This is a genomic window from Pseudactinotalea suaedae (assembly GCF_009733815.1).
Classification (GTDB): domain Bacteria; phylum Actinomycetota; class Actinomycetes; order Actinomycetales; family Beutenbergiaceae; genus Pseudactinotalea; species Pseudactinotalea suaedae.
Genome location: NZ_WNXY01000003.1, coordinates 93,743 through 110,380, shown reverse-complemented (window position 1 = coordinate 110,380; position 16,638 = coordinate 93,743). Strand labels below are relative to the sequence as shown.

The following is a 16,638-nucleotide window of genomic DNA, read 5'->3' as shown; positions in this document are numbered from 1 at the left end:
CCCGCCCCGCGCCACCATCGGCGCGGGGCGGGTGTCGGCACCCCACCGCCCTCGAACAGGAAGTAGGTGAGCGATGGCTCAGGCCGTCATCGATCCCGGTGTCACGAAGAAGCGACGCTCCGTCAGGAGCATCTACCCCACGTGGTTCTACCTGCCCGCCGGGCTGCTGTACGTCGTGCTGTTCGCGATCCCGACCTTCGCGTCGTTCTACTTCGCGTTCACGCGGTGGTCGCTGCAGGACGTGGAGTTCACGGGGATGCAGAACTTCATCACGTTCTTCAGCGAGCCCCAGCTGCGCACCGGGTTCATCAACACCTTCATCTACGGGTTCGTCACCTCCGGCTTCAAGGTGGTGCTCGGACTTGCCCTCGCGCTGCTGCTCACGAGCCAGCTGATCGCGCGTGGCTACCTGCGCTCGGTGGTGTTCTTCCCCGTGCTCGTCTCGGCGATCGGGGTCGGCATCACCTTCAAGGTGCTGATGGACCCCTTCGACGGGCTGATCAACAGCTCGCTCGCCACGCTCGGGATCACGGGGCCCGCCTGGCTCACCGACCCGCAGTGGGCGTTGTTCTCGGTGGCCCTGATCGACGTCTGGAAGGGCGTCGGCATCGCCACCCTGATCTACATCGCGGGTCTGGCCGCGATCCCCACCGAGTACTACGAGGCGGCCAAGGTGGACGGCGCAGGAGGTTGGAAGAACTTCCGGCACATCACGCTGCCGCTGGTCCGGCCGGCGACCGCCACCGTGGTGCTGCTCTCGCTGATCGGCGGGCTGCGCTCGTTCGACCTGATCTGGGCGACGACCCGCGGCGGCCCCGGGTTCACCAGCGACGTGATCGCGTCGGTCATCTACAAGCAGTACCAGGCCGGCTTCTACGGCCTCTCGACCGCCGGCAACGTCGTGCTCTTCATCGTCGTGACGGCGATCGTCATCCCGGTCTCGTACCTGCTCAACCGGCGGGAGGTGGAGCGATGAGGCGCAGGGCGAAGATCCGCTCCGTCGTCGTCGGGACGATCGCGATCCTGCTGTCGGTGATCGTGTTCATCGTGCCGTTCGCGTTCATCTTCCTGATGGCGGGCAAGACACCCGCCGAGGCTTCGCTGTTCGGCTTCTCGCTGCCGACCGAGTGGGCGCTCTGGGAGAACATCACCGAGGTGCTGACCATCCGGAACGGTCTGGTGGTGCGGGCGTTCATCAACAGCACCGTCATCACGGTGCTGAGCGTCACGCTCATGGTCATCTTCGCCGCCATGGTCGGGTACGTGCTGCAGCGGCGGCGCTCGCGCTGGAACCCCACGGTCAACTTCCTGGTGCTGGCGGGCCTGATCGTGCCGCCCGCCGTCGTCCCGACGATCTGGGTCATGCAGGCGCTGGGGATCTTCAAGACGATCCCCGGGATGATCTTCATCCAGGCGACCTTCGGGCTGTCCTTCTGCGTCCTGCTGTTCCGTGCCTTCGTCTCGACGATCCCCAAGGAGCTCGACGAGGCGGCCACCATCGACGGCGCCGGCCCGCTCCGGGTCTTCTTCGGGGTGGTGGCACCGCTGCTGCGACCCGCCATGGTCACGGTCGTCGTGGTGCAGGCGGTCAACGTGTTCAACGACTTCACCGGTCCGCTCTACTTCCTCCCCGGCGACGAGAACGCGACCGTGCAGCTGACGCTCTACAACTTCCAGAGCCAGACGCTGAACCAGTGGAACCTGCTGTTCACCGACATCCTGCTGATCACGATCCCGCCCCTGGTGATGTACATCTTCTTCAACCGGCAGATCGTGGCCGGCATGACCAGCGGCGCCGTGAAGGGCTGAGCACCCCGCCGTCCGATCTCGTCGGCGGCCGGGCCGTCGTCCACAGGGCCTCAGCGGGATCTGGCCCGATCCCGGCACCATCGACACATGGCTGCGCGACTTCCCGAGGTCTACCTGCGTCGAGATGTCAGCCGTCCTGTTGCCGATCAGCTGCTTCGTGAGGGTGTCTGGACCCGCGTCCGGCGGGGTGCGTACGCGGAGTCGCCCGTGGGAGAGCGGTGGGAGCAGGACCGCCAGCGAGCCCTGGCGACCGCTCTGGCCGCACAACGACAGCTGGTGAACGCCGCACTGGCGGAGGAATCGGCGGCGCTGGCGCACGACTTCGCGGTGTGGCGCATCCCCTCCGTCACCACGGTGATCCAGCCCTCCAACCCGCGAGCAGGGCTGCCGCGCGACGTCCGACGCCGCGCGTGCTCGCTCGACGACGCCGACGTCATGCAGGTCGGTCCGTCCCGCGTGACCGGTCTCGAACGCACCATCGTGGACTGTGCGCGGTCGCTCCACCCGCGTGACGCCCTGGTGATCGCGGACAGCGGCATGCGGTCCGTGGTCCGTGGTCCGACCCCAGCGTGCCGAACCGCACGCCGATGTCGAGGCCCGCGCCGCCGAGCTGCGGGCTCCACGCCTTGCTCGGATCGAGCCGCGGTCCCGTGGCGCCGTTCAGGCGCGCGCCGTCATCACCGCAGCCGACCCGCTGGCGGAGTCGGCGCCGGAGTCGGTGGTGCGCTGGATCGCGATCAGTCGCGGGATGCCCATACCCGTCCTGCAGAAGGAGGTCCGAACAAGCCGCGGACCTGTCTTCACCGACGTCGCATGGCGTTTCCGCAGGAACGGCACCCGCATGTGGCTGCACGTGGAGTTCGACGGCGCCGGCAAGTACCGCGCGGACCCCGGTGACTCGGTCGTGCGGGTGTACTGGGACGAGATCGCCGAGGAGGGCTGGGTGTTCACCAAGATCACGCAGCAGATCGCGCGCGAGGTCGTCAACGGCTACCGACCCGTGCCTGCGCTCTATCGGCCACCCGGCCGCTGACGACCGGCAGCGCGGTGCAGCAAGCCTCCGCTGTCCGATCTCGTGGGCTGGGGGGTCTCGCGGCCGGCGAGCGGCCTCTCACGTCCGTTCTGCCCGCGCCGCCCCGATAGTCTCGCCCCATGCCCGAGGACCGGTTGTCGATGCTCGTCAAGGTCGCGCGGATGTACCACGAGCAAGGGCTGCGCCAGCCCGAGATCGCGGACCGGTTGCACGTCTCGCAGTCGCGTGTCTCGCGGCTGCTGAAGGAAGCGGTCACGCGGGGGATCGTGCGGACGGTCGTCGTCGCGCCCCCGGGCTCGTTCGCCGATCTCGAGGAAGAGGTGCGCACCGCGCTCGGACTGACCGACGTCGTCGTGGCCGGCTCCTCGACCTCCGACGAGCCCACCTCGCTCGCCGCGATCGGTGCGGCCGGCGCCGCGTATCTCGAGAGCACGCTGATGCCGACCGAGCGGGTCGGGCTGTCCTCGTGGTCGGCGTCGCTGCTCGCGGTCGTCGAGGCGATGGCGCCTCGTCCCAGCCGCGGGGCCGAGCGCGTGGTGCAGATCCTCGGCGGTGTCGGCGCGGCATCGGTGCAGGTGCAGGCGACCCGGCTGGCGGACCGGCTCGCCCAGGTCACCGGCGGCGAGGCGATGTACTTCCCCGCGCCGGGAGTCGTCGCGAGCGAGCAGGTGCGCGACGCCCTGCTCGCGGACCCCTACGTGGCCGACGTCGTCGCGGCCTGGTCCGATCTGAGCGTCGTGCTGGTCGGCATCGGCAGCGTGCAGCCGTCGCCGCTGCTCGTCTCCTCGGGCAACGCGCTCCCGCAGCCGGATCTCGACGAGCTCGCCGGGCTCGGCGCCGTCGGTGACGTCTGCCTCAACTTCTTCGACGCCGAGGGTCGGCTCGTCGACAGCGACCTGCACCACCGCGTCCTCGGGATCGACGCCGAGACGCTGCGTGCCGTGCCGAGGAAGATCGGCGTCGCCGGTGGCGAGCGCAAGGTCGAGGCGATCCGTGCGGCAGCCCGCGGCGGCTGGATCGATGTCCTCGTCACCGACTCCAACACCGCCCGCGCGCTGCTCGCCTGACCGGCGCGGCGATCAGGTCAGCGTCGCCAGCACCCGGTTCAGCTCCTCGACCAGCTCGTTGGAGGCGTAGCGCACCCGGTCGCGCAGCGTCGCACGCTCGCTCCACCGCGTGCGGTGGAAGGCGTCGAGGTTCGACGGCGTGATGCGCCCGATCGTCTCGGCCACCAGCGCGTAGGCCTCGGGGTCGTCGATGATCGCGGCGCTCGGGGAGTCCACCGTGAGCGGGCGCGCCGGAACCGGTGCCTCCGGCGCCGCGATCACCCAGGTGTGCTCGCCCGAGCCGATCTCGCCGGGCTGCACGCCCGGAAGGTCGACCTGCGCCGTCGTGTTCGGCGGCACCAGGGCGCTCACGGTGACCCGGTCGCCGTCGCGCTCCCAGCTCACGCGGGCGGGACCGTAGGGCGTGTCCAGCGACGCCGCGGCCGCGTCGATCCCGACCAGCGGGCGGCTGCCGATCCGGAGCGTCCGGTACCCCGGCTCGACCGGCGCCAGCCCCGCCACGACCCGGTGCATCCAGTCCGCCACGGCGCCGAGCGCGTAGTGGTTGAAGGACGTCATCTGCCCCGGGTTGATCGTGCCGTCGGGCAGCATCGAGTCCCAGCGCTCCCAGATCGTGGTGGCCCCCATCGTCACCGGGTACAGCCAGGAGGGGTTCTCGGTCTGCAGGAGCAGGCGGGTCGCGGCGTCCAGGTGGCCGGTGACCGTGAGGGCGTCGCACACGATCGGCGTACCGACGAAGCCGGTGCCGATCCGGTAGCCGTCCTCGCGGACGAGGTCCGCGAGCCGATCACCGAGTCGCTGCCGCATCTCGGCGTCGGTCACGAGATCGAACGCGATGGCCATCGCGTACGCGGTCTGGCCGTCGGACATCATCCGGCCGGCCGGGGTGACGTACTCGCGGCACCACGCCTCGCGCGCCTGATCGGCGGCGGCGCGGTAGGTCGCCTCGTCCTCGGTGTGACCGAGGAGCGCGGCAGCGTCGGCGACGATCCGCGCCGAGAGCGCCAGGTAGGCGCCGGCCACGACGTCGGGCGAGGTCGTGGCCTCGGCGGGGCGATCGGGCGGAGCCGCCGGGTCGAGCCAGTCACCGAACTGGAACCCGCCCTCCCACAGCCCCGTGCCGCCGGAGATCTCGAGCAGCACCTCGACCCAGCTGCGCATCGAGGGGTAGGCCTCGCGCAGCACCCCGACGTCGCCGTACCGCTCGTAGAGGGTCCACGGGACGATGGCGGCAGCGTCGCTCCACGCAGCCGCAGGCGTGACCCGGCCGCTGAGCTGCAGCACGTTGGGCACCACGAACGGGACCACGCCGTCGGCCGCTTCCTGCTCCAGGGCGAGGTCGCGCAGCCAGCTGGTGAGGAACCCGCGCACGTCGTAGAGCGAGCTGGCGGTGGGGCCGAACACCTCGATGTCGCCGGTCCAGCCGAGCCGCTCGTCACGCTGGGGGCAGTCGGTCGGCACGGCCAGGAAGTTGCCGCGCATGCCCCACACGACGTTGTCGTGCAGCTGCTGCAGCAGCGGGTGGCTCGTGCTGAAGGTTCCGGTGCGGTCCATGTCGTTGTGGAGGACGACGGCGACGACGTCGCTCGGGTCGAGCTCGCCCGGCCAGCCCTCGATCTGGGCGTAGCGGAAGCCGTGGAAGGTGAACCGCGGCTCCCAGGTCTCCTCACCCGACCCCGCGAGCGTCCAGGTGTCGGTCGCCGCGGCGGAACGAAGCGGCCGGGTGCCGAGCTCGCCGTGCTCGAGCACCTCGGCGTGCTTGAGCGTGATCGTCGTCCCGGCCGCGCCGCGGGCGGTCAGGCGCAACCGGCCCACGAGGTTCTGACCGAAGTCGAGCACCGTCGCCCCGGCCGGGGTGCGGATGACCTCGACGACGGCGATCTCCTCGGTCCGCCGGATCGGCGGAGCGATCCGGGCCTCGGGGGTGAGGAACGCGTCGTCGGCCCTCTCGACGGCGGTCCAGGCCGAGTCGTCGAAGTCGGGCTGGTCCCATCCCGGCACGGCCTCGCGAGCGTCGTAGGACTCGCCCTGGTAGAGGCTGCTCGCCAGGGTCGGGCCGGTGCGGCCGCGCCAGGTCTCGTCGGTCGTGACCACGGTGGTGGTGCCGTCGGCATGCACCACGTGCAGCTGCAGCGCGAGCGCCGGCTGGCTGCCGTACACCTCGGCCGCGTTCTCCCGGAAGCCCCAGCGCTCGGTGTACCAGCCGCCGCCGATCTCCGCGGCGATCGCGTTGGTGCCCGCGCGGACCGACGCGGTCACGTCAACGGTCTCGTGCACCAGCCGGTGCTGGTAGGCCGACCAGCCGGGGGAGAGCACGTCGCCGTCGATCAGCTCGCCGTTGACCCGGATCTCGGCGACGCCCAGGGCGGTCCAGTACAGCGTGGCGCTGACCACGTCGGCGGCGTCGAACGTGGTGCGCAGCAGCGCAGGCCGTGAGCGATCGGGCGGGCTCGCCAGGCGCACGGGCTCGGCGACCCAGCCGCCGTCTCCGAGGAAGCCCGCACGCACCGTCAGCGGCGCGCTCCAGCCGGTCTCGGCGTTCTCGGCCGAGCCGGCGCGGACGCTCACCTCGACGCTCTCGCCGGGGCCAAGGGGCGGGAACGGCCACTCGACCAGGACGCTGTCGCGACCCTCCAGCCGGATGGTCTGCTCGCCCGCGCGGAGCTCGGCCCAGGTCTGGATCCAACCCGCCTGCTCGGTGGCGACCGTCCAGGACAGCCGCGGCGTCGGCGTCGCGACGAACGGCGAGTCGGTGCGCAGCTCGGCGCTGAGCGTGGCGATGGTGGGCGTGGGCACGGGCGGCGCAGCAGTCACTGGTCTCATCCTCGAGGTCGTGGGTGTTTAACGATTCAACCCCATCTGGCCGATGCTGTCGAGGGGGCGATCGAAAGGATTCGTGCCGGTCCTCCCGGTCAGAAACGTCCCCCGGATCGGAATCGGTCGGCGGCACCGAACCGGCACAATGAGCCGGTGATGTGTGCCTGGCGGCAACGGTGACGCCTCGAACGGGCAGGGGCGCCGGTCAGCCGCGCGGCCCCTATCGCAAGAGCCGGGAGGTCCGGCAGCGGATCCTCGACGCCGCGCTCGAGGTGTTCGCCCAGTGCGGCTACCGCAGCGGTTCGCTCCGTGAGATCGCGACGCGCGTCGAGATGAGCGAAGCCGGCCTGCTGCACCACTTCCCGAGCAAGATGGCCCTGCTCGAGGCGGTTCTCGAGCACCGCGACGAGCGCGCGAACCGGATCGTCGACCACGAGGCCGAGGACGGCATGGAGACGCTGCGCGGCATGCTCGAGCTCGCGCGTCTCAACGCCACGGAACCCGGCGTCGTCGAGCTCTACTGCGTGCTGGCCGCCGAGGCGACGTCGCCGGACCACCCGGCCCACGACTTCTTCGTCGCGCGGTACGCGCGGCTGCGTGCGCAGATCCGGCGTGCGCTCGAGCGGGCGCGGGCCACCGGGAAGCTGCGCGAGGGTGTCGACCCGGCGCACGCCGCGGCGCGCATGATCGCCCTCTGGGACGGGGTCCAGGTGCAGTGGCTGCTCGACCGGGACAGCCTCGACATGGCCGACGAGCTCCTCGACTACCTGCGCCACATCCTCGACGTGCCGGTCGGGGTCCTGACCCGGTCGATCGGGCCGCCATCGAGATGACAGCAGCAGATGTGAACGCTAACATCGAGGCATGCGCGTGGCGATGTTGCACGGTGTCGGAGACGTCCGGGTCGAGGAGGCCCCTGAACCAGAGGTGCCTGAGGGTCACACCCTGGTCCGGGTGACCGACGTCGGGCTCTGCGGGTCCGACCTGCACTGGTTCGGCGAGGGCGGCATCGGCGACGCCACGCTGACCCGCCCCACGATCCCCGGCCATGAGTTCGCGGGCGTCGGCGCCTCGGGCGATCTCGACGGCGTCCCTGTCGCGGTCGATCCCGCCATCCCGTGCGGCCGGTGCGAGATGTGCGAGGCCGGGCACCGCAACCTCTGCGTCCGCATCCAGTTCGCCGGGCACAGCACCCTCGACGGCGGCATGGCCGAGCTGATCGCCTGGCCCACCCACCTGCTGCACCCGCTGCCCGACGGGCTCACGGGCGCCGACGGGGCGATGCTCGAGCCGCTCGGGGTGGCGCTGCACGCCTGGGACCTCGCGCACAGCAGGGTCGGCGACACGATCGCCGTCGTCGGGTGCGGACCGATCGGCCTGCTCGCCATCCAGCTCGCGAAGGCCGCAGGAGCGGGCCGGGTCATCGCCGTCGAGCCGCGTGAGCACCGCCGGGAAGCGGCGGCGCGCTACGGCGCCGACGTCGTGCTCGACGTCGAGGAGGCCCAGGAGTCGGCGACGTGGAAGCAGTGGGGCCTGGGCGCCGACGTCGTCATGGAGATCGCCGGCACCGACACCGCGATCGACATCGCGGTCACCGCGGTCCGACCCGGTGGGCGGGTCGTGCTCGCCGGGATCCCCGACGACGAACGGTCCTCCTTCCCGGCGCACGTCGCCCGCCGCAAGGGGCTGACCTTCACGATGGTGCGCCGCATGAAGGAGATGTACCCGCGCTCGATCCGGCTGGTCGAGCAGGGCCTGATCGACGTGCGCTCGGTCGTCACCGAGCGCGCCCCGCTCGACGACGTCGCCGGTGCCTTCACCCGCGCCACGGCCCGCACCGGGCTCAAGACCGTGATCGGGCTCGCGTGAGCGCACCACCCGAGAACGTGAGCGCGACACCACCGATGGGGTGGAACTCCTGGGACTGCTTCGGCACCACCGTCACCGAGGCCGAGGTGATCGCCAACGCCGAGGTGATGGCGGAGCGGTTGCTGCCGTTCGGCTGGGACACCGTGGTGGTCGACATCCAGTGGTACGACCCGACCGCACGCGCGCACGGCTACAACGACGACGCGCCGCTGCTCCTCGACGACTTCGGCATCCACCAGCCTGCGCCGAACCGCTTCCCCTCAGCCGCCGACGGCACCGGCTTCACGGCCCTCGCGGCCCGTGTGCACGACCTGGGGCTGAGGTTCGGCCTCCACATCATGCGCGGGATCCCCAAGATCGCGGTCGAGCAGGAGCTTCCCGTGAGGGGTACCGACTTCAGCGCCCGCGACATCGCGGACACGTCCTCGACCTGTCCCTGGAACCCCGACAACTACGGGCTGAACCACGACCACCCCGGCGCGCAGGCGTACTACGACGCCCAGCTCGCCACGTTCGCGGGCTGGGGCGTCGACTTCATCAAGGCCGACGACATGCTGGCGCCGTACCACGAGCGCGAGATCGCGGCCTACGCCGAGGCGATCCGCCGCAGCGGCCGCGACATCCAGCTCAGCCTCTCGCCCGGCACCGGGCTCGACCCGGCTCACCTCGACCACCTGCGCCAGAACGCCACGATGTGGCGGATCTCGGACGACCTCTGGGACCGCTGGGAGGACGTCGTCGAGCAGTTCGACCGTCTCGCGCGCTGGGCGCCGCTGCAGCAGCCAGGCGGCTGGGCGGACGCCGACATGCTGCCGCTCGGGCGGATCGGCATCCGCGCCGAGCGCGGTGACCCCCGCGACTCCCGGCTCACGCCCGACGAGCAGCGGACGCTGCTGAGCCTCTGGGTCCTCGGGCGCTCGCCGCTCATGATGGGTGGCCACCTGCCGGAGACGGACGACGCCACGTTCGACCTCCTCACCAACCCCGACGTGCTCCGGATCCTCTCCGGCTCGACCGGCGGCGCCGAGATCCGGCGTGACGGCGACCTCCGGATCTGGACCGCCCAGGACGCCGAGACCGGGGCGCGCTACGTCGCCGCCTTCTGGCTCGGCACGACGCCCGCCGTGATCGACCTGCCGGCGCTCGTGGACATCCGGACGGCCTCCGCCGTCGACCTCTGGACCGGCACACCCGCCACCGTGAACGACCTGACCATCCCGGCGCACGGCGTTCGGCTGCTGCGCCTGGTCACCTGACCGCACCACCCGCCCGACAGGAGCTCCCCGTGACATCCACCGCCAGCCTCACCCTCGACCCGGCCTTCGTCGTCGGGCCGGTCCGCCGCCGCACCTTCGGCTCGTTCGTCGAGCACCTGGGCCGGTGCGTCTACACCGGCATCCACGACCCCGAGCACCCGACCGCCGACGCCGACGGCTTCCGCCAGGACGTCATCGACCTGGTCAAGGAGCTGGGGGTCGGCACCGTGCGCTACCCGGGCGGCAACTTCGTCTCCGGCTACCGCTGGGAGGACGGCGTCGGTCCGGTCGAGGACCGGCCGCGCCGGCTCGACCTCGCCTGGCACTCGACCGACCCGAACACGGTGGGGGTCGACGAGTTCATGCGCTGGTGCGAGAAGGCTGACATCGAGCCGATGATGGCCGTCAACCTCGGCACGCGCGGCGTGCAGGAGGCGCTCGACATCCTCGAGTACACGAACGTCGTCGGCGGCACGCACTTCGCCGACCTGCGGCGCGCCCACGGCCGCGAGGAGCCCTACCGCATCGGCATGTGGTGCCTCGGCAACGAGATGGACGGCCCGTGGCAGATCGGCCACAAGACGGCCGAGGAGTACGCGCGGCTCGCCAAGGAGACCGCCAACGCGATGCGGATGATCGACCCCGGCCTCGAGCTCGTGGTGTGCGGGTCGTCGAACTCCAGCATGCCGACCTTCGGCGCCTGGGAGGCGACCGTGCTGGCCGAGACGTACGAGAACATCGACTACATCTCCGCCCACGCCTACTACCAGGAGAAGGACGGCGACCTGGCGAGCTTCCTCGCCTCCGCCGTCGACATGGACCACTTCATCTCCTCGGTCGTGGCGACCGCGGACTACGTGCGCGCCGTGGGCCGGCACTCCAAGCGCATCAACATCAGCTTCGACGAGTGGAACGTCTGGTACCAGGACCGCGTGGCCACCGACCTCGCGAAGGGTGACGACTGGCCGGTCGCGCCCATCATCCTCGAGGACAAGTACAACGTGGCCGACGCCGTGGTGGTGGGCTCGCTGCTGATCTCGCTGCTGCGCCACACCGACCGTGTGCACTCGGCGAGCCTGGCCCAGCTCGTCAACGTGATCGCGCCGATCATGACCGAGCCGGGCGGGCGGGTGTGGAAGCAGACGACGTTCCACCCGTTCTCGCTCACCGCGAAGCACGCGCAGGGCGACGTGCTCCAGGTGGCGCTCGACTCGCCGACGCACCCCACCGCGAAGTTCGGCGACGTCACCTCGCTCGACGCCGTCGCCACGCGCGACCCCGAGACGGGTGCGGTGTCGGTGTTCGCCGTGAACCGCAGCACCGAGGGTCCGTTGGAGCTGACGGTGTCGGTCGCGGCGTTGGGAGAGCTCGGTCTGGTCGAGGCGCTGACCTACACCAACGACGACCACACCTGGGCGGCCACGGCTGACGACGACAGCTCGGTGCTGCCCGTGGCGAACGCCACCGCTGCTGTGGCCGACGGCGTCCTCACCGTGACCCTTCCGCCGGTCTCCTGGAGCGTCCTGCGCCTCGGCTGAGGCCACCGCGCGATGTCACCGCACGTCCGACACGGTCAGAAGTGCGGTGACATCGGGCGACGGTCGAAAGTGCGGTGAAAGCGGGCGACGGTCGAAAGTGCGGTGAAAGCGGGTCAGGGGCGGCCGGAGGCGAGCGCGCCGATGGCCGCCTCCGCGGCCGCGGGGGAGAGCGGGCGGCAGCCCTTCGCCACCCAGCCGCGGACGAGGGCAGGCTCGGCCCGGAGCAGCGAGCTGCCGCGGCGCAGCAGCGTGATCGGTGGCTTGCGGCTCTCGCCGAAGTCGCGGAGCAGGCGGAACCAGAACGTGCTCAGGCGGGGCCGGACCAGGCAGATCGCGTCGGCGAGAACGTCCTCGCGACGCAGGTCCGCGACGAGCTCGGCCGCGAAGATGCCCTCGGCGACCACGATCGGGTCGTCGCCGTCGATCACCAGCCGGGTCTCACCGGTGCGGCGCGAGGTCGGGATGTCATAGACCGGTAGCTCGGTCTCGCCCTCGCGGCACAGGTCGAGCAGCGCGGCCAGCGCACCTGCGTGATCCCACGAGGCCGGGCTGTCCCAGTCCACGCTGCCGTACCGCTGCGGCATGCCCGGGCGGTCGATGTCGAAGTAGAAGTCGTCGAGCGCGACCGTCGGCACACCGAGCCGGCGGCTCAACGACGACTTGCCGGAACCGGATGGCCCGGTGAGCAGGACGATCCGGTGGGCGACCCTGCGCGAACCAGCCGGGATCTCGAAGAGCCCGGGGGCGTCGGTCTCGGCGGGAGGATCGGCTGACACCGCACCATTATCGGGGGGATCGCGCGAACCCTCGACAGAGCCGGCCAGGTCGGTATCGAGCCACGTGGGTGGGGAGGACTCCCCGTTGTCCGCAGTCGTGACCGGACATAGCCTCGTGCGGGAAGCCTCGCCCCGAACCGAGAGCCAGTCATGATCGAGACAGTGAACCCCGTGGCCGACGAGTGGACGCAGGAGTACGCCCTGTACGCCGCCTCCGGCCGCTCGGTGCTGCTCACCGAAGCGTTGTCGACGTTCCTGACGACGACGGTCGAGGTGGGGCGGCGCCCGGTCGTGCTGACGCGCCCCGACGCTCGCATCAGCTCGCTCGCGACCCTGGCGCTCGGCCGCTGCGGCGCGTTCTGGGCCGTGCGTGACGACAGCGGCGTCTACGACGGTCTGAGCGGCCTGGAGATCACCTCGTTCGCCGACCTGTGGGCACCACCGGTGGCGGACCGGCGGCGGCTCCCAGGCTTCGGGCAGCCGCAGACCGACTCGATCGCGGCGCTCATGTTCGAGGTGTACGCCCACCACAGGGTCAGCAGCTCGCTCAGCATGGGCGCGCTGGCCGAGCAGGTCGTCAGCAGCCTCGGCGGCAGCCGGCTGGACGTGTGGGGAACGGTCGAGCCGCTGGCCGAGGACTGGAACGACGGCGCGCTCACCGAGGTGATCCGCCGGAGCATGCCCGACTCCGATGTGGTCCATGGCCGGGCTGCCGACGGCTCGTTCGTCGCCATCAGTGCCGGGCGCACCCGGCGCGGGGTGCACGAGCTGGTCAAGGGTGGTGTGCCGGCCGGCCCGTACGCCCCCGCGAAGACCGAGCTCGTCGGACGCGCGCGGCGGATGCTCACCCATGTGCACGGTGCGTTCCTGCCCTCGATCGGGCTGGTGTCGGTGGCCGAGCTCGACGCGGGCGCCACCCAGCGCGCGGCTGCCCGCCGCCCGGAGGCGCCGCTCGCCGTGCTGCTCGGCCCTGCCGCCGTGCACGGCCTCGAGGTCGACCTCGACTGGCTGCGCCGGCGCCACGACGTGACCGTGCTCGGCCGGCAGCGCACGCCGAGTCTTCTCGTCTGCTTCGGCGCACCTGACCGTGGCATGTGGGACCAGATGATCGCGTTCGCCCGGGATCTCGGTCCCGAGGCGATCGGTCGCACGATGATGCTCGACGGAAGGACCGCGTGATGGCTACCGAGCTGGTGCTTCTGTCCGACATCGAGGTGACCGCGGAACGCGTCGTGCGGGCAGCCGCCGATGCCCACCCCGACGGGACCTATGTCACCTATCGCGGGGGAGACATCGGGCAGCTCGTCGACGTCGAGGCCAGGCCGGTGCTGACGATCTATGCCTCGCGGCCGGTGTCCCACCCGCGGGAGGCCGCGGCCGCCGTCGTCGACCCACCGGCGAGCTTTGCGCTGTGGACCGAGCTGAACATTCCCTATGGAGACACCGGGTCCGGCCGCGCGGTCGCCGAAGCGATCGCGACCGCCGTCGGCGGGGTCATCAAGGAACGGGTGTGAGGAGACCGACATGAGCCAGTGGAGCATCAACCCGAGCGGCGTGCAGCAGATCCTGAACACGGTGAGCACCGACACGACCGACCTCGGGAAGGCCCTGAAGGACCAGAAGTTCACCGACATCTTCGAGGGCCTCACCTGGGGCGGAGGTGTCACGGTCGATGTCCCGACGGCGGTCCAGGCCCTGCTCGAGGACCAGTCGATCCGGCTGACGAACATCAGCAACCGGATCAACGCGGCCACCGTCGGCGTCGCCAACGCGACGATCGCCTACAACAACGGCCAGGAGGACATGGCGGCCACGTTCCAGTCCAAGGCGATCGAGTCGGCGGCCACTGGTGACTTCACCTACTTCGTCGAGAACGGATACCAGGGCTGATGGGCGACGAGACGATGTCGGTCTGCACGGCCGAGGGAGTCGACGGTGGGCTCATCAACCCTGCGAACTTCCCGTGCCGAGCGCACGACCTGGACACCAGCGCGATCGAGACGTCCGCGACCAACATCCGCACCATGGGCAGCACGGTGCTCACCGAGACCACCGCGATCGACACCACCTGGTCAGGTATCCCCGCTCACTACAAGGCACCCGAGCAGGAATCGGTCTACACGCTGATCGACCCCGCGGTCACCGATGCGACCGACCTGAAGGAGGCGCTTCACAGCGCCGCCGGGCACCTCGACACCTACGCGAGCGAGCTGAGCGGCCTGAAGTCGAGGCTGGAGTCCTGCGAGGCCGATGCCTGGGCGTTCCGGAACGAGGTCCAGCACGGTGTCATGGTGCCGGAGTCGGAGGCGAAGGACGCGAACCTCCTCGACGCGGGGGAGTCGGCGCTCGCCGCCATCGGCATCGGCAACGAGGAGATGGTGGAGGTCCCCTGGTACGAGCACGGGGACTCGGTCGACCGCAACAAGGAGCTGCTCGAGGAGTACGCCGGCATCCTGGCCGACATCTCGACCGCCGTGACCACCTGCGCCAACAGCATCAACGGCCTGATCGTCAACGCGTGCGTCGCCGAGGTCGAGGCGATCCCCGCCGAGGCGTTCACCAACCCCGAGATGCCGATGCCCTGGGGCACCGCACGGGAGGAGGACCGCAACTGCCACGAGTCGGTCGGCAACGGTGTGTCGAACTTCGGGTACGGGCTCTACTCCGGCGCTGCATCGCTCATCGGGTACGACACCGAGGCGGGCGAGTGGGGCTGGGACGTCGCCGGGAACGCCTGGGGCGGCCTGGGCAACTTCCTCGGCTCGACCGTGGTGATGGTCGTGGGCACCATCCCGAACGCCGTCATGATCGCGACCGGGACCGATGTCCCGGACAACGCGTTCGGCGACTGGTACACCGAGCGCCTCGAGGTCGCCGCGGGCGGCTGGTCGAGCCTGGTCGGCTACGACCTCCAGGCGGCCATGGATGGCGGCGACGGCTGGCACAAGTGGAAGGAGGACGGCTGGTCCACCGGGACCGAGTCGCTCCTCAACGTCGGAACCTTCTTCATCCCTGGCGCGGGTCAGGCGGGCGCCGCGCTCAAGACCGGCTCCCTCGGGTCGCGGCTCGCGAAGATCACCGGCGTCGTCAGTGACTTCGTGGTGCCGGGCGGGTCCTTCGCCGTCAAGGGCGGCACGCACTTCCTCGCCGGCCTGCGCAACGCCATCCGGTTCGGTGACGATGTGCCTGTGGGCCCCGGGTCCACCACCCGGTTCAACCCCGCCGGGCTGATCGACGAGGTCACGGAGATCCCGTCGGTCCGGGACACCACCCCGGTCACCAACGACATCTTCGGCCCGCACGGCGACGGCGGCCCACGGACGCCCGAGATCGGCGGCGACAACCCGCCTCCGCGCGTGAACGACCCCGTCGAGCCGACGCGCCCGACCCAGCCCGACGACCCGACCACACCGACCCGCCCCGACGACCCGACCACCCCGGTCAGGCCCGACGACCCGACCACCCCGACCCGTCCCGACGACCCGACCACCCCGGTCAGGCCCGAGGAGCCCGAGGGGCCGACCAACCCTGACGAGCCGGAGGGACCGGCGGCGCCCGAGGAACCTGCCGGACCGACCAACCCGGACATGAACGGGGAGGAGCCGAACGGGCCGACCAACCCTGACGGGCCTGACACGCCCGCTGAGCCGGAGGCCCCCGCGGAGCCGAAGCCTGGGACGGAGCGGAGCCCAGGTGCGCCGGAGACGCGCTACAACCCCGACGCCGACGCGCCCGACACCGTGCCATCCAGCGGTGACAACGTGCCGCCGTACACGGACAAGGACGTGCAGAACGCGCTGGACCGGGCTCCGGTCGACGAGAACGGCCGTCCCGTCGATCCCCGCACCGGTGAGCCGCTGAGGCTCACCGATGTCAACGGCAACCGCGGCTGGGAGATGCGCTGGGACCCGGTGGCGCAGGAGTGGGTCGCGCAGCTGCACGGCAACGGATACCCCTCGGGGATGCCAGACACCGGCGCGCCCAACAGCTTCGGGTACGACGCCAACGGCGACCTGATGCCGTACGCCAACAACCGCCCGCCGTACGCCGACGGTCAGGTCGAGGACGTCTTCAACAACACCCACGAGTCGCAGGTCGACGATGCCGCTGCCGGGCTGCTGAACGACGAGAACGGCAACCCGCTCCCCGCTCCGGGGCGCGACCAGATCTACATCCAGCACGTCGACGGCTCGTGGGAGCTGATCACGTGGCGTCCGGGTGAGCCGAGGCAGGGCCTCTGGGACATGGGTCACGTGCCTGGCTCCAAGTACAGCGAGCTCCGGCAGCGCTACCTCAACCACGAGCTCTCCGACGACCCGGTCGAGAACCTGGAGATCTTCCTCGAGGAGTACGTGAACGACGAGAACTACGTCGCCGAGGGATCGGCACGCAACCAGTCGCACATGGACGAGTGAGTTCGGCGCTGTGGCAGCATGATGATGTTCGACGGCGTCCGAGACGGAAGCGAGTGAG

At 70.7% G+C, this 16,638-nt stretch carries 14 protein-coding genes; 12 read left to right on the top strand and 2 right to left on the bottom strand.

Translation table 11 applies throughout. The features are described from left to right. The first annotated feature begins 73 nt into the window (after positions 1–73). From GPA04_RS06065 to GPA04_RS06050, 4 genes are all read left to right on the top strand, one after another. On the top strand, positions 74–976 hold the full coding sequence (locus tag GPA04_RS06065; RefSeq protein ID WP_156223193.1) for a carbohydrate ABC transporter permease: 903 nt from the start codon (positions 74–76) through the stop codon (positions 974–976). Next, positions 973–1,809, top strand: coding sequence for a carbohydrate ABC transporter permease (locus GPA04_RS06060; protein WP_156223192.1), 837 nt, complete (start codon positions 973–975; stop codon positions 1,807–1,809). Before GPA04_RS06065 ends, GPA04_RS06060 begins: the two co-directional genes overlap by 4 nt. Before the next feature lie 553 nt (positions 1,810–2,362). Then, the gene (locus tag GPA04_RS06055) at positions 2,363–2,842 is read left to right on the top strand and encodes a hypothetical protein (protein ID WP_156223191.1); all 480 of its coding nucleotides are present in this window, start codon (positions 2,363–2,365) and stop codon (positions 2,840–2,842) included. A 119-nt stretch (positions 2,843–2,961) separates the two neighbouring features. Beyond that, entirely contained in the window at positions 2,962–3,909 is a 948-nt protein-coding gene (locus GPA04_RS06050; protein ID WP_156223190.1) for a sugar-binding transcriptional regulator, read from the top strand. Between the two features lie 12 nt (positions 3,910–3,921). Here the strand turns inward: GPA04_RS06050 and GPA04_RS06045 are convergent, their stop codons facing one another. Continuing rightward, the gene (locus GPA04_RS06045) at positions 3,922–6,723 is read right to left on the bottom strand and encodes an alpha-L-rhamnosidase (RefSeq protein WP_241680638.1); all 2,802 of its coding nucleotides are present in this window, start codon (positions 6,721–6,723) and stop codon (positions 3,922–3,924) included. Positions 6,724–6,902: 179 nt separating this feature from the next. On the opposite strand from GPA04_RS06045, the gene GPA04_RS06040 reads away from it, so the two are divergent. The 4 genes from GPA04_RS06040 to arfA are packed head-to-tail and all read left to right on the top strand — an operon-like array spanning position 6,903 to position 11,389. Beyond that, positions 6,903–7,559 (top strand): TetR family transcriptional regulator, encoded by a 657-nt coding sequence (locus GPA04_RS06040; protein ID WP_156223188.1) that lies wholly within the window; start codon positions 6,903–6,905, stop codon positions 7,557–7,559. 31 nt (positions 7,560–7,590) lie between these two features. Continuing rightward, positions 7,591–8,595, top strand: a complete 1,005-nt coding sequence (locus GPA04_RS06035; protein ID WP_156223187.1) for a zinc-dependent alcohol dehydrogenase — start codon at positions 7,591–7,593, stop codon at positions 8,593–8,595. Then, positions 8,592–9,851, top strand: coding sequence for a glycoside hydrolase family 27 protein (locus GPA04_RS06030; protein ID WP_436277904.1), 1,260 nt, complete (start codon positions 8,592–8,594; stop codon positions 9,849–9,851). Before GPA04_RS06035 ends, GPA04_RS06030 begins: the two co-directional genes overlap by 4 nt. A gap of 29 nt (positions 9,852–9,880) precedes the next feature. After that, the gene (gene arfA, locus GPA04_RS06025; RefSeq protein WP_156223186.1) at positions 9,881–11,389 is read left to right on the top strand and encodes an arabinosylfuranosidase ArfA; all 1,509 of its coding nucleotides are present in this window, start codon (positions 9,881–9,883) and stop codon (positions 11,387–11,389) included. A 113-nt stretch (positions 11,390–11,502) separates the two neighbouring features. On the opposite strand, the gene GPA04_RS06020 is transcribed toward arfA, so the two are convergent. After that, entirely contained in the window at positions 11,503–12,165 is a 663-nt protein-coding gene (locus GPA04_RS06020; protein ID WP_156223185.1) for a uridine kinase family protein, read from the bottom strand. A 150-nt stretch (positions 12,166–12,315) separates the two neighbouring features. On the opposite strand from GPA04_RS06020, the gene GPA04_RS06015 reads away from it, so the two are divergent. The 4 genes from GPA04_RS06015 to GPA04_RS06000 are packed head-to-tail and all read left to right on the top strand — an operon-like array spanning position 12,316 to position 16,580. Beyond that, a complete protein-coding gene (locus GPA04_RS06015; RefSeq protein ID WP_156223184.1) occupies positions 12,316–13,344 on the top strand; it encodes a DUF6177 family protein in 1,029 nt (342 codons plus the stop codon). Beyond that, complete coding sequence (locus GPA04_RS06010) at positions 13,344–13,679, top strand: hypothetical protein (RefSeq protein WP_156223183.1); 336 nt, start codon at positions 13,344–13,346, stop codon at positions 13,677–13,679. Before GPA04_RS06015 ends, GPA04_RS06010 begins: the two co-directional genes overlap by 1 nt. Before the next feature lie 10 nt (positions 13,680–13,689). Continuing rightward, the gene (locus GPA04_RS06005; RefSeq protein WP_156223182.1) at positions 13,690–14,055 is read left to right on the top strand and encodes a DUF6507 family protein; all 366 of its coding nucleotides are present in this window, start codon (positions 13,690–13,692) and stop codon (positions 14,053–14,055) included. After that, positions 14,055–16,580, top strand: a complete 2,526-nt coding sequence (locus tag GPA04_RS06000; RefSeq protein WP_156223181.1) for a GH-E family nuclease — start codon at positions 14,055–14,057, stop codon at positions 16,578–16,580. Before GPA04_RS06005 ends, GPA04_RS06000 begins: the two co-directional genes overlap by 1 nt. Positions 16,581–16,638: the final 58 nt, after the last annotated feature.

What these genes read in the sequence shown, in the direction of transcription:
- GPA04_RS06005 (WP_156223182.1), top strand. Translation starts at nt 13,690, where the DNA reads ATGAGCCAGTGGAGCATCAACCCGAGCGGCGTGCAGCAGATCCTGAAC.
- GPA04_RS06015 (WP_156223184.1), top strand. Translation starts at nt 12,316, where the DNA reads ATGATCGAGACAGTGAACCCCGTGGCCGACGAGTGGACGCAGGAGTAC.
- GPA04_RS06050 (WP_156223190.1), top strand. Translation starts at nt 2,962, where the DNA reads ATGCCCGAGGACCGGTTGTCGATGCTCGTCAAGGTCGCGCGGATGTAC.
- GPA04_RS06000 (WP_156223181.1), top strand. Translation starts at nt 14,055, where the DNA reads ATGGGCGACGAGACGATGTCGGTCTGCACGGCCGAGGGAGTCGACGGT.
- GPA04_RS06065 (WP_156223193.1), top strand. Translation starts at nt 74, where the DNA reads ATGGCTCAGGCCGTCATCGATCCCGGTGTCACGAAGAAGCGACGCTCC.
- GPA04_RS06010 (WP_156223183.1), top strand. Translation starts at nt 13,344, where the DNA reads ATGGCTACCGAGCTGGTGCTTCTGTCCGACATCGAGGTGACCGCGGAA.
- GPA04_RS06035 (WP_156223187.1), top strand. Translation starts at nt 7,591, where the DNA reads ATGCGCGTGGCGATGTTGCACGGTGTCGGAGACGTCCGGGTCGAGGAG.
- GPA04_RS06060 (WP_156223192.1), top strand. Translation starts at nt 973, where the DNA reads ATGAGGCGCAGGGCGAAGATCCGCTCCGTCGTCGTCGGGACGATCGCG.